Source organism: Flavihumibacter sp. ZG627 (genome assembly GCF_000814325.1).
Taxonomy (GTDB): domain Bacteria; phylum Bacteroidota; class Bacteroidia; order Chitinophagales; family Chitinophagaceae; genus Flavihumibacter.
Genome location: NZ_JPHF01000003.1, coordinates 282,095 through 308,018 on the forward strand (window position 1 = coordinate 282,095; position 25,924 = coordinate 308,018).

Here is a 25,924-nt window from a genome sequence, read left to right on the forward strand (position 1 = left end):
AGTCAAAATGGAAACCGACCTTTATAGAAATCACATAATCAGAAAATAAAATATGGCTAGATCCCAGGATTCATTTAGTAAAAAAGAAAAAGAAAAGAAAAGACTAAAACAGCGGCAGGAAAAAGCCGAGAAAAGCGCTGAGCGCAAAGCCAACACATCAAAGGGCAAAAGCCTGGATGATATGATGGCCTATATCGATGAGAACGGAAATATCTCCAATTCACCCCCCGATCCCAATAAGAAGCGGGTGTATAATGCAGAAGATATCCAGATCGGTGTACCCAAACATGAAGATGTTGAGATCAATGGAGAAAGAACCGGCACGGTGGCTTTTTTCAATGACGCGAAGGGTTTTGGTTTCATCAAGGATTCAGAGACCGGTGAATCGGTTTTTGTTCACATCAACAGCCTGAAAACAAGAATCTCCGAGAACGATAAGGTAATGTTTGAGGTTGAAATGGGGCAGAAAGGTCCCGTTGCCATCAACGTAAAAAAGGTATAGGGTGATATGAACCAAGCACTGGAGCAGCTGGGCCGCCAGTTAGCGGGAGAGTTGTATCATGATGTAGCGATGCGGACCCTCTTCGCTACGGATGCCTCTGCTTACCGTGAGATGCCACTGGCCGTTGCCATTCCCAAAACTGAAGATGATATCCGGGCGCTCATTCAATTTGCCCGGCTCCACAAGACCTCCCTGATCCCCCGCACCGCCGGCACATCGCTGGCAGGGCAGGTGGTTGGGAGCGGTATCGTGGTGGATGTTTCCAAATATTTCAACAAGATCCTGGAGCTTAACACTGCCGAAAACTGGGTGCGCGTGCAACCCGGTGTGGTGCGTGATGAGCTCAATATGTACCTGCATCCCCATGGGTTGTTTTTTGGTCCCGAGACCTCCACTGCCAACCGCGCGATGATCGGCGGCATGGTGGGAAATAATTCCTGTGGCTCCAACTCGGTTGTATACCGCAGTACGCGTGAGCACCTGTTAGAAGTGAAGGCATTGCTGAGTGATGGGAGTGAAGCAGTTTTTGGTGCGATGAATCTTGACGAGTTCCACCAGAAATGTGAAGGCGATGCTTTAGAAAATCGGATATACCGGACCGTGAGAACGCTGTTAAGCAATTACGATAACCAGGTAGAGATAAGAAAAGAGTTTCCCAGGAAATCAGTAGAACGCAGGAATACGGGTTATGCCGTTGACATGCTTTTAGATACTGCCCCCTTTACTGCGGGAGAGGCTGATTTCAATTTCTGCCAGCTCATAGCAGGCTCGGAGGGCACCCTTGCCTTCCTCACAGAGATAAAATTAAATGTTGTACCCCTGCCTCCCAAAGAAGTGGGATTGCTATGTGTACATTTCAATAGTATAGATGAATCGCTGCATGCAAATCTTATCGCGTTAAAATATAATCCCAGTGCCAGTGAGCTGATCGACCATTATATACTGGACTGCACCAAAAATAACCGCGAGCAGATGAAGAACCGCTTCTTCGTGAAGGGTGATCCCGGCGCGATACTGGTGGTAGAATTTGCGCGACAATCGCGCGAGGAGGTTGTTGACATCGCGGAGAAGGTGGAGCAGGAAATGCGTGCTGCGGGCTTAGGGTATCATTTCCCCCTATTATTCGGCGCTGATACCAAGAAGATCTGGACCCTGCGCAAAGCGGGACTGGGACTGCTCAGCAACCTGCCCGGTGATGATAAGGCGGTGCCGGTAATTGAGGATACGGCGGTGGATGTGCAGGACCTGCCCGCCTATATCAGGGATTTCAATGAGATACTGAAGAAGCATGGATTGTACTCGGTGCATTATGCGCATGCGGGTTCGGGTGAGTTGCATCTGCGACCCATCATAAACCTGAAGACGAAAGAAGGAAACCGGTTGTTCAGGGTGATCGCGGAAGAGATCGCCACGCTGGTGAAAAAATACAATGGCTCGCTGAGTGGTGAGCATGGAGATGGAAGATTGAGGGGCGAGTTCATAAGGCAGATGGTGGGTGAAAAGAATTACGGGTTGTTGAAAGAGATCAAGAGGAGCTGGGATCCGGAGAATATTTTCAATCCGAACAAGATCGTTGATACGCCACCGATGGATACGATGCTACGTTATGAGCCGGGGCAGAAGACGCCGGCCTTCAAGACGGTGTTCCGTTATCATAACCAGGATGTATTGCAGCATGCGGAACAGTGCAATGGATCGGGCGATTGCAGGAAGAGTCATTTATCGGGCGGAACCATGTGTCCATCGTATATGGCTACCCGAAATGAAAAAGATACGACGAGGGCGAGGGCGAATATATTAAGGGAGTTCCTGACGCATTCGGATAAGCCTAACCGTTTTGATCATGCGGAGATCAAGGAGGTGATGGATCTGTGTTTGAGTTGCAAGGCCTGCAAAAGTGAATGTCCCTCCAATGTGGATATGGCGAAGCTGAAGGCCGAGTTCCTGCAACAGTATTATGATGCCAATGGCGTGCCGATGCGATCGAGGCTGATAGCCAATTTCACGCGATCGGCTATGTTGGGTGCGTTGGTACCGCGGGTCTATAATTTCATCATGACCAATGGGCTGATCTCGGGTTGGGTTAAGCAGCTCTCGGGTTTTGCGGTGGCGCGATCTATGCCTACGCTGCATTCTTTTACGCTTCGGCGCTGGCATCGCAAGCATCTGCGGAACCGCGAGCTGGAGATCGATTTTGCGTCTACCATTAAGGAGGCTGCATTGGCCAACCAGGCACCGGGCGGGATGACGTTTATGAAGGGGAGTCCCCATGCGGTAGATAAAAAGGAGATACAGCAAGGGCAGACGGCTGAGGAAACAGAGATACTGCGAGAGCAGGCAGTTGAGGATAAAGGTTATAGTACAGTTCAAACCGCGTCAGTAAAAAATGATCTCCATAAAGGAGCAGATGCGGCCTCGCTGATAGAGGCGGAATCGCCAGATCATGCGACCGTTCCGGTTGATGCAATAACGGCCAATGACAGCACTACACCTGATGAGGCAACAACAGCAAACCCGGCCTCAGCGGCGGGTGATCTTGCTGCTGCGAGCCAGACGGCTGCCAATCCGGGTACAGCGGCCGATTCGGGCATGGGGGCTAATTCAGGTACAGCAGCAAATGAAGTAGCAGGTTCCCATTCAGGGCCAAGTTCCAATGCCGGAGCAAATTCCAATAACAGTATTTCTTCCCCCGCCACACCATCGGGCGAACCGAGAAGAGTATATTTTTTCTGTGATGAGTTCACGAATTACAATGATACGGCGATAGGCATCAAGGCGATATTGTTGCTGGAGCGTTTAGGCTATGAGGTTATATTGCCTGAGCATGAAGAAAGTGGGAGGGCCTGGTTATCGAAAGGGTTGTTGCGGCATGCAAAGAAGATCGCCAATAAGAATGTGCGGATGCTGGAAGGGCTGGTAACGGAGGAAGCGCCGTTGATAGGTGTGGAGCCATCTGCGATACTGACCTTCAGGGATGAGTATCCTGATTTGGTGGATGATGAATTGCTGGAGGCGTCGAAGCGATTATCGGCCAATTGCCTGTTGATAGATGAGTTCATTGCGCGGGAGATCGGCAAGGGAAATATCAGGTCGGAGTTGTTCACCAAAGAGCCGCGATCTGTGAAGTTGCATGGGCATTGCCAGCAGAAGTCGTTATCAACGGTAGCGGCCTCGGTGCAGTTGTTGGGCTTACCGGCGAACTATACAGTGGAGACCATTCCATCGGGCTGCTGCGGCATGGCAGGAAGTTTCGGATATGAGAAAGAGCATTATGAATTATCGATGAAGGTAGGCGAGCTGGTATTATTGCCGGCGGTACGCAGTTCATCGGCCGATACCATCATAGCCGCGCCCGGCACCAGTTGCCGCCACCAGATCAAGGACGGCACGGGAAGGAAGGCATTACATCCTGTTGAGGTATTGTATGATGCGTTGTTGTGATGGAAGTGAAGAGATCCAGGCATAGCTAAGCGTTTCAAATATGCATACTTCGACTCAACGCGGGTAAATTCCAGGTAATATAGTCCCCCGAATAATCTTAACCCTAAATCAGATACTTGAGCGACTGTTCCACTAACGTTAGTGGGCAGTCGCTTTTTTTATCCCGTGTTTTCACCCAATCTGAAATGGAAGCGGCTGCCAAGAATGATGTGCAGAAATACCACAAACTGGTTATTGTTTAATTGGAATCAGTTGTCTATTTTGGGCTGTGCTCGTGCTAACCTGAATCCTTTTTTTAAGAAGAATGTGACCGGGGTGGCGAAGCAATGAAGGTATCTGAAGTGTGAACAGGAAAATGTGCGTTATGGAGAAGGTACAGTTAAGGCCATTGGGGCATGGTGGTTATTTATGTGTGGGTTTGTATTACCGCAAGAGTGAAACATTGAATCAGTTGGTTTGGGCGTTGGAGGGCGTGTTATGGAGTAAGGAGCATCGATGCAATTGCATTCCACTGTGCCGGGCAAATTATGAGCAGCTCCTGGAGCAGCTGGAGGGGAAGGCGCAGATCGACAACAGTATCTTAAAGCGATTCATCCGCGACAAGATCGGCAGGATTCCCGAAGAGCCAGTGCTGGTAAATAAGGACAATGCCATTGCCGAAGCAACAAGAGGTTTCATGCATCGGGGGGAGAAAAAGGAAAAGGAGGATGCGGGGGAACAGAAGAACAATACTAAAAGTGAAGCAGTCCAGTTACCCCTGCGGCAGGCGGCACCTCTACCGGTTCATATCAATCCAGGGAACCAGGAGCAACTTGCTAAATTCCAGCAATTACTAATATTAAAAGCTTATAGTGCCAACACCATCAGGACCTACATGAATGAGCTGCGGATCTTCATGAAATACCTGGGAGACCGCACGGTGCAGGAGGTGAATGAGGAGGGCATAAAGTCATATATGGTAGAGTTGTTAGAGAAGCAGGGATTAAGTGAGCATACTGCGCATAGCCGACTAAATGCATTGAAGTTTTATTATGAACAGGTATTAGGCCGGGAGAAGTTTTTCTGGGAGATCCCGCGGCCGCAGAAGCCGGATCAGTTGCCAAATGTGTTGGGCGAAGGCGAGTTAGAGCGGATGTTTTCGTCGGTAACCAATCTGAAACATAAGGCCTTACTATTTACCGCCTACAGTGCGGGTTTGCGGGTAAGCGAGGTAGTTAGTTTGCGGCTTTCGGATATAGATAGTGGCCGGATGCAGATAAGAATTGAGCAGTCGAAGGGCAAGAAGGATCGTTATGTAGGATTAAGTGTGTTATTGCTGGATGTATTAAGGGCCTACCTGCAGCAGGCCGATCCGCGGCCCGGGGTATATTTATTTGAGGGCGAAAGACCCGGGCAGCCCTACTCGACGAGATCGGCGCAGATGATATTTCAAAAAGCGAAGGAGCGGGCCGGCATTCGCAAGGATGTCAGTTTTCATGTACTGCGCCATAGTTTTGCGACGCATTTATTAGAGAAGGGAATTGACATCAGGTATATCAAGGAATTGCTGGGCCATTTCAGCATCAAGACGACGGAGCGTTATCTGCATGTACGCCGGCGTGACCTGGTAACGATGATCAATCCGCTGGATGAATTATTCAAGGGCAAGGAGTGGAAAGACTAGCCCCCGCCATTCTCTGCATTGTCGCAATTTCTCAATCCGGATTGTGCAACACATTAACGCTTGAATAACCAAAATCTAAAAAGCGCAAACACCGCTTTTCCTGCGCAAATGCTTCAATTTCATTGCCATTAACAAAAAACCTCAGCATCCCGGAAGAAAATATTATGTTTCACTTTAGTACAACATTTTAGTAACTTTGCATAGTGGACAAAGGCAGAAACGTCGGACCCTATTTTTTTAGAAAGAGAGAGTATGAAAGCGAAAAAAAGTAACATCACTACCCTTGACCAGTTCAAGGATAAACAGTACGGTAAACGTGGAACTGCCAAACGTGAAAATCTTGAGGCCGGTTATGAAAACTTTAAAATCGGCGCGTTACTTCACGAAGCTAGACTTGAAAAAGGAATGACACAGGAAGAACTAGCTGAGAAAGTCGGTACGACAAAATCTTATATTTCAAAAATTGAAAACGATGTGAAGGAAGTTCGTATTTCGACGCTTCAAAAAATTGTTGAAATAGGTTTGGGTGGAACAATAAAGTTATCTATCAAACTTTGACGATAGTTACGTCAAGCCAGAAGAATGTGATTTTGTCCATTCGTGACAGTCCACCGCTTAGAAACTGGTGACGGTAAAGAATTGTTTTTGCATAAAAAATGATTCAGAATAATTGAATGTTATTTGACAATAACAACAATACCCTGTGGCAGCAAGGAATCCAAATAAAATTCGCAGGAGGTAGAAATTAGTGCGCAGGAGGTATCAAAACGAGCGCGGGCTGTATTTTGACAAAGCAAAAAAAGGGGGTAGTACAAATGGAGTGAGCAAAAATGGGTGATTTTACCGCTCCCTGGTTAAGGTTTTGGCTCCCTGTAACGGGTTTTAGGAAAGGGGGGAGATCAATGAATGCAACTAAAATAACACTGCTCCATCCAGATTTTTTCAAAACCAAAACCTGCAATTTTATTGCGCAAATCGCAATACCTTGGATTCGCATTTGCGAATAAATTAAAAGATTTCAAATTCGCCTAATGCACAAATACAAACGTTATGCGCCAGTCGTGGGGCTGTCCTTGGAACAGTCCTCCAGTGTAACAATAAAAAGCGTTAAGTATTGCAAAGATCTTCCAGTTCCTATCAGTGTTCAATACCAGGGATAAGGAAGAGAAAAACTGGTAAATAATTAGTGAGGTGAGCTAGCCTGCGGGTGGAGCGACTGTGAGCTTGCTCGCAAAGCGGCGAGGCCCGCAGGCTAGTCAAAGCTACAAGGAAATTGGCAGCTTCACGATCCACAAATCACGGTTTATAGATGGTGAATACACCTGAAATAAAAATGAATAAACAAGGTTGCCCTGGATTTGAAATACTGATATGATGCACCGATCGCGGAAATGGGATTTCCGCAATCTCGGTTGGGTGTACACGGTTGGATACTCCGAGTGGCCAGCCCCCGACCGGAAACCGGCAAATAAAACAAAGCGGTAAAAGATTAAGCGGCCGGCGCATAACATGGTATCCTATGTAAAGCGTTCTGAAACTGCTTGTATGGTAATAAAGTTACTGCATAATAGTATTTTAGGCACAATTGAGTTCATGGATTTTTCTGAAGCTGCATGGAGTTATTTAAATGCTCCAAAAATACATGAGCACAATTGTGCGACAAGATTTTATTCTTTAAGCTCCGCCTCCTATATGTAGTTCCCGAAAATTTCGAGACTACCGACATCTTTTTGGTTGTAAAGAATATATGGGCCGCTACCTGCTTGGCAATGTAGTTACTAAATATGCGCTACCAACCATGTTTTGTAGTCGACCCACAAGATTGAATTAGCTTTAAAGAATTAGGGTTATTAATTATTTATATTCTGGTTTATAACTTATTTGGTACGGGGTTTCAGTTTTGATTACGGAGAGAATACGGCGACACATTTTATGTGCTACCTTAACAATTACGGATTTTGAGTTTCGGGCGGCATGTTTGCGGTAATACGTCTGGATCGAGGGATCAGTTCTGATGGCGACCCAGGCTGCTTCAATCAGGTAGGATCGTAAAAGTGGTTTACACCTCGGTGTAATACCCATTGTACTATTTGTTTCACTGCTTTGATGGATGCCAGGTACTATGCCAATACAATTTGCAAACTGTCGTTCATTGTTGAATCTGCGGATATCGCCCAGTTCTGCAAGTATAGCAGCAGCCAGTAGTCCACCGATGCCAGGAATGGATTTCAGCAGGTAATAATCTTTAGTATGGATTTTCCTGCAGTATGCCCTGAGTTCATTACTGGTTTGCAGATACTCTTGCTGTAAAATTTTCAATACCCTAAGTTTACTTTGCATTGTTTGCAAACCAGTAATATGCACCCAAGGAAGTTGCTGCATCCATAGTATAAAAGCCTTGCTCCAGTTTGGGTTGTCAAATTCATCCGGCACCTTGGTGCCATGAAATAATAACAATGCTTTTATTTGGTTTTTAGTTTTCCGAAGTAATTGCACAATTTGGTTACGTTGCCGGAGTAAGCTTCTGAGTTGCTCCTCAGCCTCAGTAGGAATATAGATTGCTTTAAGTTGCTGTTGTTGAAGTTGTTTGGAAAGATTACGACAATCGATCTTGTCAGTTTTCTGGTAGCATTGTTTGTCCATTCGGGGAATATCTGCTGGATTAACAACGGTAACGGACCAACCGAGGTTTAGAAATGCTCTGGCGGCACTAAACCCACAACAACCAGCTTCGTAGGTGATCGCAACTTCATGGTTAGAGAAATGTTTGAGAACATAATCGATAAGTATGTCAGGATTAGCAGGCATGGAAAATCCCTTATGATCACTGATATCAGTTCTCATGTGAACACTCCAGGTTTTCTTGTGTACATCTACTCCAATGAATAACTTTGGAGTAGCGATAATTTGAGACTGCATGGTTCTAATTTTAGTGGTTAAGGAATAATGTCAATTAAACCACATCAAATATCGAGCAGCTTAGATTATCGCTTTTACATAGATGCTTGGCAAAAGCGGGCTGCTAACACTCAAATGAATAAAAAAAGTAACTGGCGCCCGCCTTCGCCAATCCCTTAACGTTATGCGCTATATCATGAGACACTTACTATTTTTATTTATTCTATTCTTCACTATCCTCAGTGTTAACTCATACGGACAAATTTTTGTAGCAAATTCATGTGACAGTACAATACTGACAAAAGAGGAGTTTAAAAAATGTCTGGCTGACACAGCCTTGAATGCAGACATCATTTTAGCGACAAACTACATAACGAATCTAAAAACTGACTTATTACCTAAGTACCGTAATCTTAGAAGAGAACTTAGACTTTCCAATGAACTACAAAATTCATTACGACAACTTAAAGCAACTTACGACACAGTTTTAAATACGAAGCTTTCGACATTTTTAATTGAAATGGACAAAAATCAAAAATATGTACAACCTAAGGCATATTTGTCATCGCTTCTATCGTTGCAGACATTTAAATTCTATCCTGACATTTATGCCATTCTACTTAATGACATTCATTTACAACTGTCACCAAAGACATCCATTTCCAACTTAAATATTTATATCAAACTAGTCGACAAGATTTCAAAATCTATACATCCAGACTTGTATAAACGTTTGGATGTTATTACGACATCCGTTCTTTCCGACAATGACAAACTAAAGAATAGCGGCTTCTCGCCTTTGTTTCAGGGTTCCCAAAACCAAGAAGAAAAAAGGAAGTACCAAATAATAAATTTTCTTTTATGGGCAGAGTAAATACAGCACATAACATTGCATTTGTGTTATGTCGGCGGACTGATAACGCCGCTTCAACTGTGTGCTACTATCCGCTTCTGCCCCAGCCGGACGTTATAAATTGAGCAATAGAATAAACAATGAACATTTGTATTTTACATCGGCATTTGTACCGAGGAAACAGATTTCAAATTCCGCCAGAAACACAAATGCTTTAACGTTATGCGGCATTAGAACCCTCTCAGCAAAATTTCTTACAGATCATTTTATTTACTTATCTTTGGCGACACTATCGCCATAAGTCATTATGATAGTTTCATTTGGTAATACAGATACAGAGAAAATATGGAATGGACGTAGAGTACGGGGATTACCTGGAGAAATTCAAGAAACTGGACGCCGAAAATTGAGAATGTTGAATAACTCAACAAATCTCATTGACTTGAAAGTACCTCCTAGCAATCGCCTGGAGAAACTTTCTGGACGCATGAAAGAATTTTATAGCATCCGAATAAATGATCAATGGCGTATCATTTTTAAGTGGCAAAGTGGAAATGCATTTGAAGTAGAAATTTTGGATTATCATTAAAGTAATATCATGGCCAGACTTAAAAATATTCATCCGGGTGAAGTTCTTCAAGAAGAGTTTTTGACTCCTTTAGGAATTACAGCCTATCGTTTATCTAAAGACATTTCCATTCCTCAAACTCGTATTTCCCAAATCATCAAAGGTCAAAGACGTGTTACCGCTGATACAGCTTTACGTTTCAGCAAATATTTTGGTAATTCTCCAAAATTTTGGTTAGGTCTTCAAGATGATTTCGACATAGAAGAAGAACAACTCGCACTAAAAGAACAATTGAAATCCATTCCATCAGCGAAAACTAAGGCCGCATAACAAGGGCTTTGGTAAAGTTGGGTTTGGGAATAAGCCTTAGGCTTTTGTAATTCTATTGTGCTTTCGTACATTGGCCGTAATAAAGAAAAAGATACGACCAAGTGCAGGCAGATGGAATTTTATTCCCCTGCCTTCGCCAAACCCCGGAACGTTAGCGGTAATTTAGCGAGACACCAGAACATGCAAAACAGACTATCAAGTAAAGCAAAAGCTATATTTAAGGCGACCTTATTTTGTTTAGTATTTACAGCGCTTTTCGTTGTTCTTTCCTTTTTCAAAAATTTTCTTCCATCGTCCGCTGAAAGACTTTCTCACGGAATAATCGGGACACTTGCTGCTTTTGTAGCGACTTGGTTGTTTTTGACATTTGACAAGAAAAAGTTTTCAGCAATAGAGCTCTATTTTGATAGAAAGACCATCATTCGGTTTTTAGTTGGAGTTCTGGTTGGTGTTTCTATCATGGGACTTTTAGCAGCAGGTGTGATGTACTTTACAAATGTTGGAATTAAGCTTAATCAGAATAGTAATATTTGGTATTTTCTGGTAGTCACCACCCCATTAATCCCTTTAGCGTTCATGGAAGAATTAGGATTTAGGGCTTATCCACTTCAAATTCTAGAAGATAAGACAAGCATAAGACTTTCTATCGTAATAACTTCTATTCTCTTTGCTTTGTATCACATCGTAAACGGATGGACTATAGCCAGTTCTTTCTTAGGACCAGCAGTTTGGGGCTTAATATTCGGAATAGCAGCTATCTATTCAAAAGGTATTGCTATGTCCACTGGAATTCATTATGCAGCAAATTTGACGACTTCCGCTTTTGGTGCAAAAGACAATCCTACTTCCATATGGACGATTACACCTACAGACACAGTGACAACGACCTTTTATGGTATGGACTTAACAATCATACTTCCATCTATAGCAATTCTCGTTCTTGGGTTGTTAACAATGGAAGTATACTTGAGACGAAAAACTACCACTAACAATGCATTGGCATAAGCAGTGTTGACGCAAGTATTATCGTCTTCAAACCGCTAATTAGCATCAGTTGTCGACTGGACGTTATCTATTCAGCTTTAGAATTATCAATGAACATTTTATTTTTAATCAACATTTGTATGGGCAGTCGAATAAGAAGCTCCCTGCCTTCGCCAAAACCTTAACGTTGTGCGTCATACTAAATAAACCGTGACTATGAAAGTGAAATCACGAAATCAAAACATCTTTATCCTTGGTTGGACATTTTTAATAGCTGTAACAATCTCGTGCAATAGTCAAAGTCAACCAAATAAAGAAAATCAAAAAGTGCAGGCTAAGACTAACATCGAACGGTTGAAATACACAACGGGAGTTCGGTCCTTTTTAGAGGATAGTAGAGGAAACATTTGGTTTGGTAGTGACAAAGAAGGCGTGTGTTTACTTCATAACGGCATGTTCCAATATTTCACAACACAAGACGGGTTAAGTCACAACCAGGTAAGAAATATTTATGAAGATAAGAATGGTTTAATATGGTTTGAATGTGGTGAAGGATTAAGTGTTTATGATGGACAGAAAATATCTGTTTACAAAGAAAGAAATTACGATTCAACAGGAGAATGGAAAATAGGCGATAAAGATATTTGGTTTAAAGCTGACCAAATAGGATCCGGCTACAACGATCTTGAAAGAGCCTCCGGCGTGTACCAGTATGACGGAAAAAAACTATCCTATCGCACATTCCCTGTAATACCAGGATCCGACGATGTGCATGGGTTTCAGTATTCAATTTCGACGCCTTTCGTAAGAGGTAAAAATGGTACGATCTGGTTTGGAACCTACAAAGCATTGATTGGATACAATGGCAAAGATTTTAAAATATTAAATGATGAATTTTTCGGATTGACCAAAGAAGAAAGAGGTCTGCATATCCGGGGCTTCATAGAAGACCGCAAAGGAAATCTTTGGATGGCGAATAATGGAAGCGGTGTTTTGGTATATGATGGGAAAGAAGCTATCAATTTCACAACGAAACACAAACTGACAAAGGAAGACACCAAAGGAAATTCACTTGAGAGAGCTTATTCTATTGGAGAGGATGCTGAGGGAATTATCTGGATCGGTACAGTAGATTCTGGAGTCTGGAAATATGATGGCACCTCAATTACAAATTTTACTGAAAAGGATGGGCTTGGACCTACATTCATTTCTACCATATATAAAAACAAACAAGGAGAATTGTGGTTCGGAGGGAATGGTGTTTACCGCTTCAATGGCAAGTCTTTTGATAGAATATATTAAGGCCAAGTACGAACGCACAACATCGTATTGTCAATATTGGCGCTAAAAGTTGTATATTAAACATTTGTAATCCTATTGAACTTTTGTGCAAATATTAGGCTGGCATTTTTCAAATTCCCCCACTATCACTAATACGCAAACCGTTAGATGATACACATTGAAAACTGCACATTGCGCAAACGTTACCTGGTAATTCAAACCATCACTCCCGGCGAACAATCTCCGCGGGTCGATTATTCCGCGTTAGCTCAAATACATGCTTTGCTTAGCCGAATTCAAAAGAATTTCAGGAGCCCCAAACATTTGGACATTGTTACCTACACCCAAATCAAGAAATATTTAATAACCAATAACTTTAACGAATGAAAAATAGACTATTTCTCATTTTCTTCTTTTTGCAATGCGTCAACAGCTTTGCACAAAACAAAATACCATCAAAATCAAACATGCGAGTTGATTCGCTGGTAAATGCAGAAATGAAAAGTCAACGCATCCCGGGACTTTCACTTATTGTAGTACGTGATGGAAAAATTGATTTTGTAAAAGGCTATGGCTATTCTAATCTGGAACATAAAGTGCCTGTAAAAGCTGAAACAATTTTTCAGGCGGGCTCTGTAGGCAAACAGTTCACGGCATTTGCTGTAATGCTCCTGGTACAGGATGGTAAAATTAGCCTCGACGATAAGCTCACTAAATATTTTCCGGATGCACCTTCAGGATGGGATTCTATTACCGTTCGCAACCTGCTAAATCATACCAGCGGCTTTGGCGACTATACCAATAATTTGCATTACTGGGCTAACTATACCGAGGATAGTTTGTATCAGGAGTTTAGAAAAAGACCATTAATCTTTAAAGCAGGTGAAAAACAGCAATACAGTAATATGGGTTATGCCACCCTTGGTATCATTATCGGTAAAGCGGCAGGTAAATTTTATGGTGAATATTTAAAGGAACGGGTGTTTACGCCATTGGGTATGACGACCGCCAGGATCATCACCGAAGAGGATATTGTACCAAACAGGGCTGCGGGGTATCGGTTGTTGAATGATAGCTTAAAAAACCAGGAGTGGGTATCTCCTACCCTCAATACCACCGCAGATGGTTCAATGTATGTAACAGCATTGGATATGGCTAAATGGGAAGCAGCTTTAAATGCGGAGAAACTACTGAAGAAAGAATATTACAATATGATGTGGGCGCCTACCAAACTCAATGATGGAACAAATGAAAATTATGGGTTTGGCTGGTCAATTGATTCTGTAAATAACAAACGAATATTGGAACACAATGGTAGCTGGCAGGGATTTGAATGCACTATCAAACGCTATCCCGAACAGAAAATAGCAGTGGTGGTATTTGCAAATCTTAAACGTGCCAGTACCTATAAAATCGCAACAAGAGTATTACGTATATATCAACCTGAGTTAAGCATTGCCAGTTTAAAAACAATAAGGGATACAGAGCCTGGTGTCACAAAACGGGTAAACGAGTTTATAATAAATGTGACAGAAAAAAAATTGCGTGCAGATCAGCTCGCGGCAGAACTAGCACGGGAGATCATGGATAGCACAATGCAGGAAAGAGGTTCGGATTATTTCAAATCAAAGGGTAAATTCTTAAAATCCGAGTTGCTATCCAGGAAAGAATTGGGTAATGATTCCAGAGAGTATCGTTACAGGCTATTATTTAGTAAAGAGATATTAGGGTTAATGATACAGTTCAACAAAGAAAACAAGATCGTTGATCTGCGAACGAGTGAATAAATATAAAAAATTCTGAAATGAACAAACTGCTGCTTTTTCTCCTCTTACCTTGTCTATCATTTGCACAAGTTGACAGTACTGATATAATTGTTACGCAAATGATGAAGAAGCAAAAAATTGTTGGACTTTCCCTGGCTATCATAAAAAACGGAGAGACAGTAACAAACAAAGGTTATGGATTAGCCAATGTTGAATTAAACGTGCCGGTAAACTCCGAAAGTGTAATAAGAATTAGTTCAATTAGTAAACAGTTTTTCACAACAGCTATCATGAAATTGATGGAAGAAGGAAAACTAGATATTGATGATGGCGTACATAAGTATTTTCCAGATGCACCTGAAACATGGAGGCCTATTACGATAAAGAACCTGATGACGCACACATCAGGCTTGAAACGTGAACCACCTGCGTATGACAATTTTAAAATACAACCTGATTTAGACCTTATAAAGTCGGCATATAACTTACCGCTCGATTTTAAAACAGGCGAAAAATTCCAATATTGTAATACAGGATATTATATGTTGGCAGAAATCATAAAGCAAGTAAGTGGAATGCCCTGGCAGGATTATATTCATTCTGCGTTATTTATTCCAGCAGGAATGGGTAATAGTTACCTCACTGATTTTTATCAAATTATTCCTAACCGGGCTAATGGGTATATGCATAAGAAAGACACATTGGTTAATGCCACAGCCATGGTTGCCATTCGGCCCAGCGGTGGTTTTCTTTCTACCAGCACCGATATGATACTATGGGATAAAGTATTGAGGGATAAAAATAAGATATTGAAAAAAGAAAACTGGGAATTGCTTTGGCAGCCATTTATAAAAGCATCTGGCAGCCTTGAATCTAAGGCTCACTATGGATTCGGATGGTATATTGATGAACGCAACGGACACAAGGTCATTTGGCATGGTGGTGCTAATGCTGGGTTCAGATCCAATTATGCCCGTTTTGTAAATGATGATTTATCCATCATTATATTAACCAATACGGAAGAGGCCAATCCGGGAGCTATTGTAGGGGCTTTGTCAGCGTATTATTTCAGAAAATAGGCATTATATTATCCGCCATTGTTTTCTTAAGCACTGATTTCAAGCTTATACCCTTTGCCGCGTATAACAACAATCTTGATATTCGGATCAAATTCCAGTTTTTTCCTAAGTTTTGATATGAACATATCCAGGAATTAATCAAAGTATTTTTGAGGCACCAACTTAAAAAATATGAAAAAACTAATTTATGCGCTGATCTTACTACTGGTTGTGGTAAGCGGACTAGTATTTGCGCCCAAGCCACTCCCTGCTGCTGAAATGAAATCCGAATTGAGCAAATGGGAGGCAACCCCTGATGGTATCAGGTTCAAAAAGTGGGAAGCGTCTCGTAAAGGTAAAAAAGTGCTTGCCGATGCGGCTAAAATAAGTAAGCATATAAACGCTTTCACCAATATGGAGGCTGTTGTAACCTCTCTTTCTCTTCCGCCGGGCTCACGATTAGGCTTCGGAGTGATGGCCAGGATCAATGGTGAGGATTATATAATTAGTTTCGGGCTGGAAGAGACTAATGAATTTCTGCAATTACGTAGCCTGAAAGTTAACGACAAGATAATTATAAGGAGCAATAATGTATCGTACGCACCCAAGTATTCATATTCAATAATATCGGGCGACTATGTGGAACGAGATGGTAAAATAATTTACAAACGTGCCCCTCGCAAAGACGGTTGCTGAGAATAGCAGGCCTGAACGTCGTTTTACTTGCATTATTCAGGCAAATTGTCTATTTTAATAGAGGGTGTAAAACATTCTACTTTAATAATTCTATCATATTAAATCGATATTATGCCAACTATAGTAGCTCGTCACAAAGTAGGTAATTTTGACACATGGCTTAAAGGCCATCAAGACAGAGTAAACATATTTGCTCCAGCAATTTCAAGTTTTAAAACCTTTCAGGATGCAGATGATCCTAATTCAGTGGTTTTAGTAATTGAAGTAACTGACATTGAAAAACTTGGTGCCATAATAAATGATCCAGCCAATGCTCACTTGAAAGCCAGTCACACCGTGATAGACCCGATTACAATGTCTATGCCTGTAGATATATAAGCAAAGACCAGAAAACAGTGAGCATGTTTAATACAGTACAGGAAAGTTTGTGGCGACAATTCGGTGCAAGTATCGACAGCAAAAGATGAACAACCAAACGCCAACTATCCGTACAGAACAATGCATTATTCATCCAGCATTACGTTCGCTGATCCGGAATATCGTTATTATAGAAGCTGATTTTGGCGATAGTCCGGTTAGTATTGAGGGTAATTATATGCCCTCGCCCGACCAGGCAATGTTCATCAATCTTTATACCCGGCTTAAATCCAAAAGATCAGGCGAGAACAATTTCAATACTGTTACCTCTTGTACATTGATAGGAGCACAAATCACTCCCTTCAAATTATTGGTTGAAGAAAGCCATAAAACGGTATCAATTATTTTTCAGCCTGGAGGACTAAACCGGTTTTTGAATATCCCGATGACGGAAATATTTGACAATGGTTACAGTGCCAGAGAAGTTGTAGGCAGGGAGATAGAAGAACTTTTAGATAAGTCTCACGATACTATTTCTTTAAACGAATTGGATAGTATTATACAATCATATTTTCTCCGGAAACTATCCCGGGTAAAAGAAGCGTTACCCATTGACTTTGCCCTGCAACATCTCCTGGCAAACTACAATACGAATATGGACAAGATTGCAGGAATGGCTTGTATGAGTATCCGTAGTTTTGAGCGGAAATGCAAAGAACGATTAGGTATGCCTGCCAAGATGTATGCACGAATAGCCAGATTTCATAATGCATATAAAATTCTCGAAAGCAGCCCGATCATCTCCTGGACAGATCTGACATATGGATTAGGATATTACGATCAAACACACTTTATCAAAGATTTTAAGGAATTTGCCAGGGTCACACCTACGATCTTACAAAGAGAATTATCTGACGAACATTTACAGTTTCAACTGGATTGGGACAGTATTTGATTTTGTCGTTTTTCTACTATCAGGGCTCTTTTCTCCTAGATAGCTTTGTAGAAATGACAAAATATGAGAAAAAAAGTTCTATACGCATGCGTTGCATTTTCAAGCGGATTGTTTTTTACCCTTATCTATAATTCCATAGTTAATGCAGCCAACTGGGAAAGCAATATCCCACAATCCATAACAGCGACGAGGGACTTTTTTGTTGTTGCCAATCCGGGGACTTTCTTTCAGGTGGTAGACCCAGCAAACATGCTTTTGAATGTGTTGGCATTGATCTTATTCTGGAATTTTCCTTCCATTCGGTTGTTTTTGGGGATTGCTTTAATTTGTTATGTTTCATCAATGGTTTTAACCTTTACCTATTTTTATCCCCGCAATGAAATTATGTTTCTTTCAAAACCCCTTCCCGATGCGGAAACACTCAAAAAAGCAGCATCAGAATGGGGAAGAATGGGTTGGGTAAGGTGTTTGTTAACGTTGGCTGGCCTTGTCTGTACTTTCATAGCGTTGGATAAAGCCAGTTCAAGACCACAAAAACTTGGTTAATTACAGAAAGAGATCAGATTACTATTAGTATCTGAAACGGAAAACATGCTATTAACATGCGATTACCTTAATAGCCGTTAGAATACCCGAAATGTTGGGCATCAAGCGCTTTGACTTCACAATTTTTGATGTTTTCAAATACATATATCCCAATATGGGAACATTGTGTATCTTTGACAAAAGCTAAAGGTTGAGAGTTATTGCCAAGAAAATTCTACGGAAGTTCTGGGAAAAGCATTCTGACTGTGAGCAGCAGTTAAAAGTATGGTACCTGGAGGCGAGCAAAGCGGAATGGAAAAACACGAAAGTTATCAAGGCCGAATATCCTTCTGCCAGCTTTGTAGCGGACAACCGGGTGGTTTTCAACATCAAAGGCAATCACTACCGGCTAATTGTGAAAATAAACTATGATTATCAAATGGTGTGGATACGTTTCATCGGGACACATGCCGAGTATGACAAAATCGACGCCACTAAATTTTAAGCAATGACAGTTAAACCAATAAAAACCAAAAAGGATTATGCTCAGGCAATGGAGCGACTGGAAATGCTATTTGACGCAAAAAAAAATACCACAGAGGGAGACGAACTGGAAGTGTTGAGTATTTTGATTGAAAAATACGAGGATGAGCATTTTCCGATTGGACTACCAGACCCTATAGAAGCCATCAAATTTCGCATGGAGCAATTGGGATATAATCAGGCGGACTTAGCCAAAGTGGTTGGACTTAAGAGTCGAGCGAGTGAAATCTTAAACAAAAAGAGAAAATTATCGCTGGAAATGATACGTCAGCTTCATGACAAATTGCATATTCCGACCGAAGTATTAATACAGCCTTACTAGTGAATAGTAGGAACGCCATGCCTGTGAATGGAGCGACAAGAAAATGCAGCAGGTAAGCCCCCCCACCTACATTATACCATCAATACATTAGTACCCTATCCATGGAGAATTGATAAGAGTGTTCAGGGTTGGAAGAAAATGTATTATTTGAATCCCATTGAGTATCTTAACGAAATTCTTTCGTCAATCCCTTCCCGCTAAGGCTAATTGTGTAGAGCCTCCTGACGCAGATTACCTCTTTTTTGACGCTTTCATAGCCTATCTGTTTTCCAGCTAAGAAGTACATTTGGATTGTAACTAAAAAAGTAGACCCATGGCACTTATCAATCCTCACATTAACTTCAATGGAAATGCAGAAGAAGCATTTACATTTTACAAATCAGTGTTTGGTGGAGAGTTTAAACAGATTGTCCGCTTCAAAGATTTTTCAAGCCCTGAATTCCCTATAGCAAAAGAAGAAGAAAATAAACTAATGCATATTGCTTTGCCTATCGGTAAAAGCAATGTGTTGATGGGAAACGATGTGCCTGAAATTATGGGAAAAGTAAACGAGAATGAGAACAGAAGTAAAATTTCAATAAGTGCAGAAAGTAAAGACGAGGCTGATAAATTATTTAATGGGCTTTCGGCAGGCGGATCGGTAGAGGTTCCTATTGCAGATAGTCCATGGGGGTCATATTTTGGTATGTTTAGAGATAAATATGGTATCGAATGGATGGTGGACTATGATCCAAAGTATAAAGGGCAAGTACAGTAGAAAAAAGGTATAAACTTTAAACTAAGTGACCATGAAAAAGTTACAATACAAAGTAAGCATCAATGCGCCTGTTACCAAAGCATATGATTCTATGCTTGGCATTAACAGTAAATCAACTTATGAGCAATGGACCGCATTGTTTAACCCGACATCTACCTATGAAGGAAGTTGGGACAAAGGAAATAAAATGTTGTTTATTGGCGTAGATGATAAGGGAGAAAAGGGAGGCATGGTTTCCCGGATAGCTGAAAACATTCCCAACAGATTTGTTTCCATCCAGCATTATGGTCTTATGAAGGATGGCAAGGAAGTTACGGAAGGCCCGGAAGTGGAAAAATGGGCAAACGGATTTGAGAACTATACCTTCGAAGAGAACAATGGCACTACAACCGTTACTGTTGATTTAGATACCACAGAGGATTTTTTAGATTATATGAACCAGACATATCCAAAAGCACTGGAGAAGCTGAAAGAAATTTGTGAAAAATAAGTCATGCTATTTTGCGGGTGAATATTTTACTGAGTAAAAAATAAAGAACGTTCGCGATGGTGGTCAAGTAAATAGCAAATGCAGAGTTATTTTAATTCGACCAAAAGTGGGGGAACAGTAGGAAATTATTTAATGGATTTATGAAAGATCTCAGAACATTTCGTTGCTTTTGTTTATTGCTACTATTGACAATTTCTTGTAGCACCAGCAAAAAAAACAGTAGAGAAAATATAGCTTCTCCCTTACCATCGGAATTGTATAACACCATAGCATCTTTGGATCGGGCAATGTTTGACGCATTTAATAATAGGGATTTTATCGTTTTACAATCCTTTCTATCCGAAGAGTTAGAATTTTACCATGATCTTGGTGGCATAACAAACTATTCTCAAAACATCGAGGCCTTTAAGAAAGCCTTTACAAGTGATCGGAAATTAAGGAGAGCGCTGGTAGCCGGGAGTATGGAAGTGTACCCGATAAAGGATTTTGGAGCTGTTCAAACGGGCGTTCATCGGTTCTATGTTACGGAAAAAGGTCAACAGGAAAAGTTGAGCAGCGAAGCAAAATTTGTTAATCTCTGGCAGAGCAGAAATGGAGTGTGGAAGATCACGAGAATCATCAGTTATGGTCATCGGGAAAATTTAGAATAAGAGATTCCATGATCAAATTCTCTCAAAATTTACGGAACAATGCAGACAGACAATTTATTAAAGCAAGTAAGATTTATAAAGGAAATTGATAAGTTAAAATACATTCAAAGAAAGACGAGATTGTTTAATAGTGAAAGACCAGAAAATGATGCAGAACATAGCTGGCACTTAGCCGTGATGACGATTGTGCTGGCAGAGCATTCTGATAGACCCATTGACATCCTTAAAGTTTTGAAAATGGTTTTAATCCACGACATTGTGGAAATTGATGCTGGCGATACTTTTATTTATGATAACACAAAGAGCCACACAAATTCTGAAGAAGAACTTGTTGCAGCAAAACGAATATTTGGGCTTTTACCAACAGAACAAGGCGAGGAATATATTGCAATCTGGAAAGAGTTTGAAGAAGGGTTGAGTAAGGAGGCAAAATTTGCAAGATCAATGGACAGATTTGAACCATTATTACAGAACATTTCAAATAATGGGGGTACATGGAAGGAATTCAACGTACCATATCAGAAAGTTTACGACAAAAAAAGTGCAATCAAAGAGGGGTCGTCAACCATTTGGAGCTATGCAGAGAATCTGCTTAATGAAAGTGTTTCAAAAGGAATTCTGAAAAAATAACTAACTACCAGCAATAACCGGTTTGACAATTTCATATGGATGAACTTACTATTTGCAAAGACAATTTCTGCATCTCAACCCAAAAGGAAAAGCTGGATATTGATGCAATCCATGAGTTCCTATCGACCAAAGCATATTGGTGCCTCAACATTCCCAGGAACAAAGTTGAGCATGCCATAATGAACTCATTGTGTTTTGGCGTTTACCTGGATGATAAACAGATTGGGTTTGCCAGAATAATTTCAGATTATTCAACCATTGCCTATTTGGGTGACGTGTATGTGCTGGAAGAGTATAGGGGTCTGGGGCTTTCAAAATGGCTGATGGAAGTTATAATGAGCTATCCAACATTACAGGATTTAAGAAGATGGATCTTACTCACCGGGGACGCACATGAATTATATCGAAAGTTTGGATGGACTGAAATTGCTGATCCCACAAAATGGATGGAACTTCACAATAAGAATGTTTATTCTAAATAGACATAAAACTAAATAGTATGCAGAATATAATTCCGAACCTCTGGTTTGATGGCATTGCAAAAGAAGCCGCTGAATACTATCTGTCGGTTTTCAAAGACGGGAAAATCATTAACACAACTTATTATCCTTTGACGGAAGCTGAAGGGCTCGCTGAGTTTCAGAAGGAATTTGCAGGGAAAGTCCTTACAGTTGAGTTTCAGATCCTGGGGATGCGATTTATTGGCATCAATGCCGGACCAGAATTCAAGTTCAATGAATCTGTTTCATTTATGATCCCTTGTAAAGACCAGGAAGAAATTGACTATTACTGGAATACATTAACAGCAAATGGCGGTGAAGAAAGTGTTTGTGGGTGGCTTAAAGACAAATATGGATTGAGCTGGCAGGTGTGTCCTGAAAACTGGGAAGAACTCACCAAAAAGCCCGGAGCATTCAAGAGAATGATGGGGATGAAAAAACTTATCATTGCGGAATTTTAAAGTAAAACCTACGCCATATGAGAAAACTAATTTCTTTTATGCACATATCGCTTGACGGCTTTGTTGCAGGACCTAACGGAGAAATGGACTGGATAAAAGCTGACGAAGAAATATTTTCTTATGTGGGAAAGCGGATAAGTGGGGGTGACACTTCTTTATATGGCCGTGTAACTTTTCAGATGATGGAGGGTTACTGGCCTACTGCAGCAGATAAGCCCAATGCTAGCAGGCACGACATTGAACATTCGAGGTGGTATAGCCAGGTTCATAAAGTTGTTTTATCCAGAACGATGAAGGATGCGGATTTGGCAAACACCACAATTATTAGTGATAACCTCGTGGAAAAAATAAATGAAATAAAGCAAGAGGCAGGTGAAGATATCCTGCTATTTGGCAGTCCCACCGCCACACATGCACTTATTCAGCTGAACTTAATTGACGGCTATTGGCTATTTGTAAATCCGATAATACTTGGTGAAGGCATTCCATTGTTTACAGGTATCAAGGACAGAATAAAACTGAATCTCCTGAATACCAAACAATTTGCCTGCGGGGTAACGGAGCTGAATTATACTGTTGACAGGGAGTAATTTATTTTAATAAACGGATATCATGAAAGTAGGCGTATTACTCTTTGACGACTTTGAAACATTAGATGTATTCGGGCCGGTTGTTAATTGGATCAGAAAATCGCGTTGGACAGTAGATGATAAGTATTATACCTCCTCGGGAGTAAGCGCAGGAATGGATATGACCTTAGGATTTTTAAGCGATACACATGGAATAGAATTCGCAAGGCAGGTAGCCTTTCATATAGAGTATAATTGGACAGAAGATAAGGACAATGACATTTTTTATATCCGCCCTGTTTAGTAAAAACATCGATTTTACCTGACAATATGGACTAAAATCTAATGTGGTATTGCGTTTGGGCGTATCCTTCGATTATGGTTCGGCGACCACTGCTCAATCTCAGACCCGGACTCTTATCGTGAGCGAACTGGTCCATGAGGGGGTGATGGAGGGTTAAAGAAAAGAATGGAAATATAATCTGGAAATGGCATAGTAATGATGAAAGAAACACATCAATGATTGCAATACAGTTTTTTGTAAAGGAGTATCTGCTTATTTTGAAAGTGTTACAACAGAATTCAGGCAACTTCAGTTGATCAAAAACGACAATTGTGTTGCTATTTTTGGTACGGCGGAGTTTAAGCGGGATGGAAAGCGGGTTGCATTTGTTTCTTCCTGTGATGAGTATGAATTTGATAAACAAAATATGATAGTCTTCATTCACTCATATTGTATTACCGAGAAACCCAACAAAGATTGATAGGAGAAACAATAATTCCCGCGCTCTCTGATTATAGATATTCGGATGTTTTGATCCGGGAAACTGTTGATATGAAACAGGCGGAGGAGTTATTTTCTTTTTTTCAACAGCACCCGCTGTTCCGTTGGGGCGATGCGAATAATGGATGTGAGGGAAGAGCAGATGCCGTATGTGTTTTATTGGATGAATGGGGAATTCCGAACTATAAGGGTTGGGCATTTAGCGGCGCCTATTTAAGGAAGCATATCGGTGAGTTAAAGCAAAACTGGAAGTATCATGTTGCCACGGTACTGGCAATAGAGCATGAGGGAGTAGTAAAGGACTTTGTTCTTGATCCGGCAACTGCCAGCTTTTTGAGGCCTATTGATGACTGGGCGGCGTCGATTACGTTAGTACCGCATAGCTATTATTTTACCCGTCAATCTTCGTGGTATATTTTCCCATCCAGTAATATAAGAGAGTCGAAATGGAATAGCCGAAACAGGCAAAACAGGAAATGGATGATTCAATGTCTTGCCGGCATAAATAGCCTGAGGCCTAATGGTCGTGCAGCATTAATATTCAATAAGTCGCGCTTAAAGAACACGGAACGGGCGTTTGAGAAATTAAAGAAGCAAAGGCCGTTTTAATGTTTCGCATATAGGCATACCTGTTCTATAACAGTGATGTTGCCAACCGGATTACAAATATCAGTTACGTGAACAATGCGCTGTCAGAAAAAGTGGATTTAACTTTGTGGTAAGGCATTGGATTGCCAGCCGGGTGATGTATTAGAGCATAGAACTCATAATAATTCTTCTAAATGACATTTTATGAATTCAAGAAGACAATTTTTAGAGCAGGGAAGCTATGGCGTTCTATTTTCCTTACTACTTCCCCTACAATCAATTGCATCAGACAGTCCCAACGTTAATGGTCTCATTGTAAACGAGGAGGAGGGAGAAGCCATTCAGATGAGGGACGGCACAGCAATCGTGAAAATAAAAATAGCAAGGACACATGGCGCCAAATCTATTTCTTTCCTTTCAGAATCCTTCAAGCCTGGGGATGCATTACCTGTTCATAAACATTTAAATGAAGATGAATTGATCTTTATACACAGGGGGACGGGATTGTTCACCCTTGGCGAAAGGCAGTATCAAGTTAAAGAAGGCGCTATCGCATTTGTGCCAAAAGGGGTTTGGCATGGTTTGCAAAATAACGGTCATGAAATTATTGAAATGCGCTTTGGTTATACTCCATCCGGATTTGAAGGCTTTTTCAGAGAAGTAGGAACACCTATCGGACAACCCTTTATTAGAAAAACAATGGAAGAGCGCAGATCAATTGCAAAAAAATGGGGGATGATTTATAAGGATTAGATTTAATTAATTCAGTCATGAAATTCACATTCCAGATTCCCTTTCCGGGCAAAACATACGCTAATTTTTGCGATGGGTAAGATTAGTTAGCTACCACGAAATATATAATTGAAAAAATGCATATCTTCAGGGCAAATCTGAATCCCGGCCTTATCTAACCCCCAATAAAATAGTCAATTATGAATCCAAACAAAATGCTTTGGGAAAAAGGTGATTTCACCAAGCTTGCTGAAACAATGCGCGGAAGTGGAGAAGCCCTGGTAGCATCATTAGGTGTTACTAAAGATCTAAGAATCCTTGACCTGGGTTGTGGCGATGGCACAACGGCCATCCCGGAAGCAAAATTGGGGGCGAATGTTTTAGGGGTTGATATCGCGAGAAATCTTGTAGATGCAGGAAACCGCAGGGCAGAGAAGGAGGGATTGAACAATTGCGTATTCCAGGAAGGTGATGCTATTGCCCTGGTGGATCTTGATGATCAGTGCTTTGATATGGTCGTAAGCATCTTTGGTGCCATGTTCGCCCCAAAGCCATATGATGTGGCAAAGGAAATGGTAAGGGTAACCAAGCCTGGAGGCAAAATAGTGATGGGCAACTGGATCCCGGGAGATCCCACACTGGTGGCGCAAATATTAAAGATCAGCTCTTCCTATACACCTCCGCCGCCGGAAGGATTTATCAGTCCAATGTTATGGGGCAAGGAAGAGGAGGTTATTAAACGTTTTGAACAGGCAGGTGTACCAAAAGAAAATATTAGCTGCGTAAAAGATACTTTCACATTTGAAGCACCGTATTCACCATCGGCATTCGTGAATATTTTTAAGACATATTATGGTCCCACCATGAATGCATTTGAAGCTGCTGAAAAAAATGGGCTTGCTTCCCAGTTACAGGAAGAATTGGAAACATTATTCAACAGCCAGAACAAAAGCGAAGACAAAAATCTAACCTCTATTCCGGCTACATACTTAAAAGTAACTGTACAGGTATAAGAATTAAA

General features: G+C 41.3%; 29 protein-coding genes. 28 read left to right on the plus strand and 1 reads right to left on the minus strand.

Annotated elements, in window-relative coordinates; all coding sequences use genetic code 11:
- Positions 1-52: 52 nt before the first annotated feature.
- The 4 genes from HY58_RS08125 to HY58_RS08140 all read left to right on the plus strand — a co-directional run bounded on the left by HY58_RS08125 (position 53) and on the right by HY58_RS08140 (position 6,164).
- Positions 53-502 (plus strand): cold-shock protein, encoded by a 450-nt coding sequence (locus tag HY58_RS08125; protein ID WP_039130364.1) that lies wholly within the window; start codon positions 53-55, stop codon positions 500-502.
- Positions 503-508: 6 nt separating this feature from the next.
- On the plus strand, positions 509-3,943 hold the full coding sequence (locus tag HY58_RS19865; RefSeq protein WP_253271527.1) for an FAD-binding and (Fe-S)-binding domain-containing protein: 3,435 nt from the start codon (positions 509-511) through the stop codon (positions 3,941-3,943).
- A gap of 364 nt (positions 3,944-4,307) precedes the next feature.
- Positions 4,308-5,606: a site-specific integrase gene (locus tag HY58_RS08135; protein ID WP_052323950.1), complete on the plus strand. Its 1,299-nt coding sequence runs from the start codon at positions 4,308-4,310 to the stop codon at positions 5,604-5,606.
- A 252-nt stretch (positions 5,607-5,858) separates the two neighbouring features.
- On the plus strand, positions 5,859-6,164 hold the full coding sequence (locus tag HY58_RS08140; RefSeq protein ID WP_039130367.1) for a helix-turn-helix domain-containing protein: 306 nt from the start codon (positions 5,859-5,861) through the stop codon (positions 6,162-6,164).
- A gap of 1,296 nt (positions 6,165-7,460) precedes the next feature.
- Here the strand turns inward: HY58_RS08140 and HY58_RS08150 are convergent.
- Positions 7,461-8,525: an IS110 family transposase gene (locus HY58_RS08150; RefSeq protein ID WP_039130371.1), complete on the minus strand. Its 1,065-nt coding sequence runs from the start codon at positions 8,523-8,525 to the stop codon at positions 7,461-7,463.
- 163 nt (positions 8,526-8,688) lie between these two features.
- On the opposite strand from HY58_RS08150, the gene HY58_RS08155 reads away from it, so the two are divergent.
- The 24 genes from HY58_RS08155 to HY58_RS08270 all read left to right on the plus strand — a co-directional run bounded on the left by HY58_RS08155 (position 8,689) and on the right by HY58_RS08270 (position 25,916).
- Positions 8,689-9,378: a hypothetical protein gene (locus HY58_RS08155; RefSeq protein WP_156123622.1), complete on the plus strand. Its 690-nt coding sequence runs from the start codon at positions 8,689-8,691 to the stop codon at positions 9,376-9,378.
- 286 nt (positions 9,379-9,664) lie between these two features.
- The gene (locus HY58_RS08160) at positions 9,665-9,946 is read left to right on the plus strand and encodes a type II toxin-antitoxin system RelE/ParE family toxin (RefSeq protein ID WP_039130376.1); all 282 of its coding nucleotides are present in this window, start codon (positions 9,665-9,667) and stop codon (positions 9,944-9,946) included.
- Between the two features lie 9 nt (positions 9,947-9,955).
- The gene (locus HY58_RS08165) at positions 9,956-10,255 is read left to right on the plus strand and encodes a HigA family addiction module antitoxin (protein WP_039130377.1); all 300 of its coding nucleotides are present in this window, start codon (positions 9,956-9,958) and stop codon (positions 10,253-10,255) included.
- 180 nt (positions 10,256-10,435) lie between these two features.
- Positions 10,436-11,260, plus strand: coding sequence for a CPBP family intramembrane glutamic endopeptidase (locus tag HY58_RS08170; RefSeq protein ID WP_172644623.1), 825 nt, complete (start codon positions 10,436-10,438; stop codon positions 11,258-11,260).
- A gap of 195 nt (positions 11,261-11,455) precedes the next feature.
- A complete protein-coding gene (locus HY58_RS08175; protein WP_072037597.1) occupies positions 11,456-12,541 on the plus strand; it encodes a two-component regulator propeller domain-containing protein in 1,086 nt (361 codons plus the stop codon).
- Between the two features lie 446 nt (positions 12,542-12,987).
- Complete coding sequence (locus HY58_RS08180; protein ID WP_072037598.1) at positions 12,988-14,307, plus strand: serine hydrolase; 1,320 nt, start codon at positions 12,988-12,990, stop codon at positions 14,305-14,307.
- 17 nt (positions 14,308-14,324) lie between these two features.
- Positions 14,325-15,365, plus strand: coding sequence for a serine hydrolase (locus HY58_RS08185; RefSeq protein ID WP_082022098.1), 1,041 nt, complete (start codon positions 14,325-14,327; stop codon positions 15,363-15,365).
- A gap of 171 nt (positions 15,366-15,536) precedes the next feature.
- Complete coding sequence (locus HY58_RS08190; protein WP_039130383.1) at positions 15,537-16,040, plus strand: hypothetical protein; 504 nt, start codon at positions 15,537-15,539, stop codon at positions 16,038-16,040.
- A gap of 111 nt (positions 16,041-16,151) precedes the next feature.
- Positions 16,152-16,418, plus strand: a complete 267-nt coding sequence (locus HY58_RS08195) for a hypothetical protein (protein ID WP_039130386.1) — start codon at positions 16,152-16,154, stop codon at positions 16,416-16,418.
- An 85-nt stretch (positions 16,419-16,503) separates the two neighbouring features.
- Positions 16,504-17,352: a helix-turn-helix domain-containing protein gene (locus tag HY58_RS08200; protein ID WP_052323952.1), complete on the plus strand. Its 849-nt coding sequence runs from the start codon at positions 16,504-16,506 to the stop codon at positions 17,350-17,352.
- Positions 17,353-17,415: 63 nt separating this feature from the next.
- The gene (locus HY58_RS08205; protein WP_039130388.1) at positions 17,416-17,898 is read left to right on the plus strand and encodes a DUF1772 domain-containing protein; all 483 of its coding nucleotides are present in this window, start codon (positions 17,416-17,418) and stop codon (positions 17,896-17,898) included.
- Positions 17,899-18,088: 190 nt separating this feature from the next.
- The gene (locus tag HY58_RS08210) at positions 18,089-18,382 is read left to right on the plus strand and encodes a type II toxin-antitoxin system HigB family toxin (RefSeq protein ID WP_039130390.1); all 294 of its coding nucleotides are present in this window, start codon (positions 18,089-18,091) and stop codon (positions 18,380-18,382) included.
- Between the two features lie 3 nt (positions 18,383-18,385).
- Positions 18,386-18,742 carry a type II toxin-antitoxin system HigA family antitoxin gene (locus HY58_RS08215; RefSeq protein ID WP_039130393.1) on the plus strand — a complete coding sequence of 119 codons (357 nt, stop codon included), beginning with the start codon at positions 18,386-18,388 and terminating at the stop codon, positions 18,740-18,742.
- Between the two features lie 313 nt (positions 18,743-19,055).
- Entirely contained in the window at positions 19,056-19,499 is a 444-nt protein-coding gene (locus tag HY58_RS08220; protein WP_039130396.1) for a VOC family protein, read from the plus strand.
- A gap of 31 nt (positions 19,500-19,530) precedes the next feature.
- Complete coding sequence (locus HY58_RS08225) at positions 19,531-19,989, plus strand: hypothetical protein (RefSeq protein ID WP_039130398.1); 459 nt, start codon at positions 19,531-19,533, stop codon at positions 19,987-19,989.
- Between the two features lie 140 nt (positions 19,990-20,129).
- Positions 20,130-20,639, plus strand: a complete 510-nt coding sequence (locus HY58_RS08230; protein ID WP_082022099.1) for a nuclear transport factor 2 family protein — start codon at positions 20,130-20,132, stop codon at positions 20,637-20,639.
- Positions 20,640-20,678: 39 nt separating this feature from the next.
- Positions 20,679-21,269 (plus strand): HD family hydrolase, encoded by a 591-nt coding sequence (locus HY58_RS08235; RefSeq protein WP_039130403.1) that lies wholly within the window; start codon positions 20,679-20,681, stop codon positions 21,267-21,269.
- A 35-nt stretch (positions 21,270-21,304) separates the two neighbouring features.
- On the plus strand, positions 21,305-21,751 hold the full coding sequence (locus HY58_RS08240) for a GNAT family N-acetyltransferase (protein WP_039130406.1): 447 nt from the start codon (positions 21,305-21,307) through the stop codon (positions 21,749-21,751).
- Positions 21,752-21,768: 17 nt separating this feature from the next.
- Positions 21,769-22,230 carry a VOC family protein gene (locus tag HY58_RS08245; protein WP_039130409.1) on the plus strand — a complete coding sequence of 154 codons (462 nt, stop codon included), beginning with the start codon at positions 21,769-21,771 and terminating at the stop codon, positions 22,228-22,230.
- Positions 22,231-22,247: 17 nt separating this feature from the next.
- Positions 22,248-22,820, plus strand: a complete 573-nt coding sequence (locus HY58_RS08250; RefSeq protein ID WP_039130412.1) for a dihydrofolate reductase family protein — start codon at positions 22,248-22,250, stop codon at positions 22,818-22,820.
- A gap of 22 nt (positions 22,821-22,842) precedes the next feature.
- The gene (locus tag HY58_RS08255) at positions 22,843-23,103 is read left to right on the plus strand and encodes a hypothetical protein (protein ID WP_052323954.1); all 261 of its coding nucleotides are present in this window, start codon (positions 22,843-22,845) and stop codon (positions 23,101-23,103) included.
- A gap of 531 nt (positions 23,104-23,634) precedes the next feature.
- Complete coding sequence (locus HY58_RS08260; RefSeq protein ID WP_156123626.1) at positions 23,635-24,192, plus strand: protein-glutamine glutaminase family protein; 558 nt, start codon at positions 23,635-23,637, stop codon at positions 24,190-24,192.
- A gap of 183 nt (positions 24,193-24,375) precedes the next feature.
- A complete protein-coding gene (locus HY58_RS18820) occupies positions 24,376-24,924 on the plus strand; it encodes a cupin domain-containing protein (protein WP_052323955.1) in 549 nt (182 codons plus the stop codon).
- Between the two features lie 179 nt (positions 24,925-25,103).
- Positions 25,104-25,916 carry a class I SAM-dependent methyltransferase gene (locus HY58_RS08270; RefSeq protein WP_039130417.1) on the plus strand — a complete coding sequence of 271 codons (813 nt, stop codon included), beginning with the start codon at positions 25,104-25,106 and terminating at the stop codon, positions 25,914-25,916.
- The last annotated feature ends 8 nt before the right edge of the window (positions 25,917-25,924 follow it).

Coding starts and splice junctions, on each gene's coding strand:
- HY58_RS08125 (WP_039130364.1), top strand. CDS start 53: ATGGCTAGATCCCAGGATTCATTTAGTAAAAAAGAAAAAGAAAAGAAA.
- HY58_RS19865 (WP_253271527.1), top strand. CDS start 509: ATGAACCAAGCACTGGAGCAGCTGGGCCGCCAGTTAGCGGGAGAGTTG.
- HY58_RS08135 (WP_052323950.1), top strand. CDS start 4,308: ATGGAGAAGGTACAGTTAAGGCCATTGGGGCATGGTGGTTATTTATGT.
- HY58_RS08140 (WP_039130367.1), top strand. CDS start 5,859: ATGAAAGCGAAAAAAAGTAACATCACTACCCTTGACCAGTTCAAGGAT.
- HY58_RS08150 (WP_039130371.1), bottom strand. CDS start 8,525: ATGCAGTCTCAAATTATCGCTACTCCAAAGTTATTCATTGGAGTAGAT.
- HY58_RS08155 (WP_156123622.1), top strand. CDS start 8,689: ATGCGCTATATCATGAGACACTTACTATTTTTATTTATTCTATTCTTC.
- HY58_RS08160 (WP_039130376.1), top strand. CDS start 9,665: ATGATAGTTTCATTTGGTAATACAGATACAGAGAAAATATGGAATGGA.
- HY58_RS08165 (WP_039130377.1), top strand. CDS start 9,956: ATGGCCAGACTTAAAAATATTCATCCGGGTGAAGTTCTTCAAGAAGAG.
- HY58_RS08170 (WP_172644623.1), top strand. CDS start 10,436: ATGCAAAACAGACTATCAAGTAAAGCAAAAGCTATATTTAAGGCGACC.
- HY58_RS08175 (WP_072037597.1), top strand. CDS start 11,456: ATGAAAGTGAAATCACGAAATCAAAACATCTTTATCCTTGGTTGGACA.
- HY58_RS08180 (WP_072037598.1), top strand. CDS start 12,988: ATGCGAGTTGATTCGCTGGTAAATGCAGAAATGAAAAGTCAACGCATC.
- HY58_RS08185 (WP_082022098.1), top strand. CDS start 14,325: ATGAACAAACTGCTGCTTTTTCTCCTCTTACCTTGTCTATCATTTGCA.
- HY58_RS08190 (WP_039130383.1), top strand. CDS start 15,537: ATGAAAAAACTAATTTATGCGCTGATCTTACTACTGGTTGTGGTAAGC.
- HY58_RS08195 (WP_039130386.1), top strand. CDS start 16,152: ATGCCAACTATAGTAGCTCGTCACAAAGTAGGTAATTTTGACACATGG.
- HY58_RS08200 (WP_052323952.1), top strand. CDS start 16,504: ATGAACAACCAAACGCCAACTATCCGTACAGAACAATGCATTATTCAT.
- HY58_RS08205 (WP_039130388.1), top strand. CDS start 17,416: ATGAGAAAAAAAGTTCTATACGCATGCGTTGCATTTTCAAGCGGATTG.
- HY58_RS08215 (WP_039130393.1), top strand. CDS start 18,386: ATGACAGTTAAACCAATAAAAACCAAAAAGGATTATGCTCAGGCAATG.
- HY58_RS08220 (WP_039130396.1), top strand. CDS start 19,056: ATGGCACTTATCAATCCTCACATTAACTTCAATGGAAATGCAGAAGAA.
- HY58_RS08225 (WP_039130398.1), top strand. CDS start 19,531: ATGAAAAAGTTACAATACAAAGTAAGCATCAATGCGCCTGTTACCAAA.
- HY58_RS08230 (WP_082022099.1), top strand. CDS start 20,130: ATGAAAGATCTCAGAACATTTCGTTGCTTTTGTTTATTGCTACTATTG.
- HY58_RS08235 (WP_039130403.1), top strand. CDS start 20,679: ATGCAGACAGACAATTTATTAAAGCAAGTAAGATTTATAAAGGAAATT.
- HY58_RS08240 (WP_039130406.1), top strand. CDS start 21,305: ATGGATGAACTTACTATTTGCAAAGACAATTTCTGCATCTCAACCCAA.
- HY58_RS08245 (WP_039130409.1), top strand. CDS start 21,769: ATGCAGAATATAATTCCGAACCTCTGGTTTGATGGCATTGCAAAAGAA.
- HY58_RS08250 (WP_039130412.1), top strand. CDS start 22,248: ATGAGAAAACTAATTTCTTTTATGCACATATCGCTTGACGGCTTTGTT.
- HY58_RS08255 (WP_052323954.1), top strand. CDS start 22,843: ATGAAAGTAGGCGTATTACTCTTTGACGACTTTGAAACATTAGATGTA.
- HY58_RS08260 (WP_156123626.1), top strand. CDS start 23,635: ATGAAACAGGCGGAGGAGTTATTTTCTTTTTTTCAACAGCACCCGCTG.
- HY58_RS18820 (WP_052323955.1), top strand. CDS start 24,376: ATGAATTCAAGAAGACAATTTTTAGAGCAGGGAAGCTATGGCGTTCTA.
- HY58_RS08270 (WP_039130417.1), top strand. CDS start 25,104: ATGAATCCAAACAAAATGCTTTGGGAAAAAGGTGATTTCACCAAGCTT.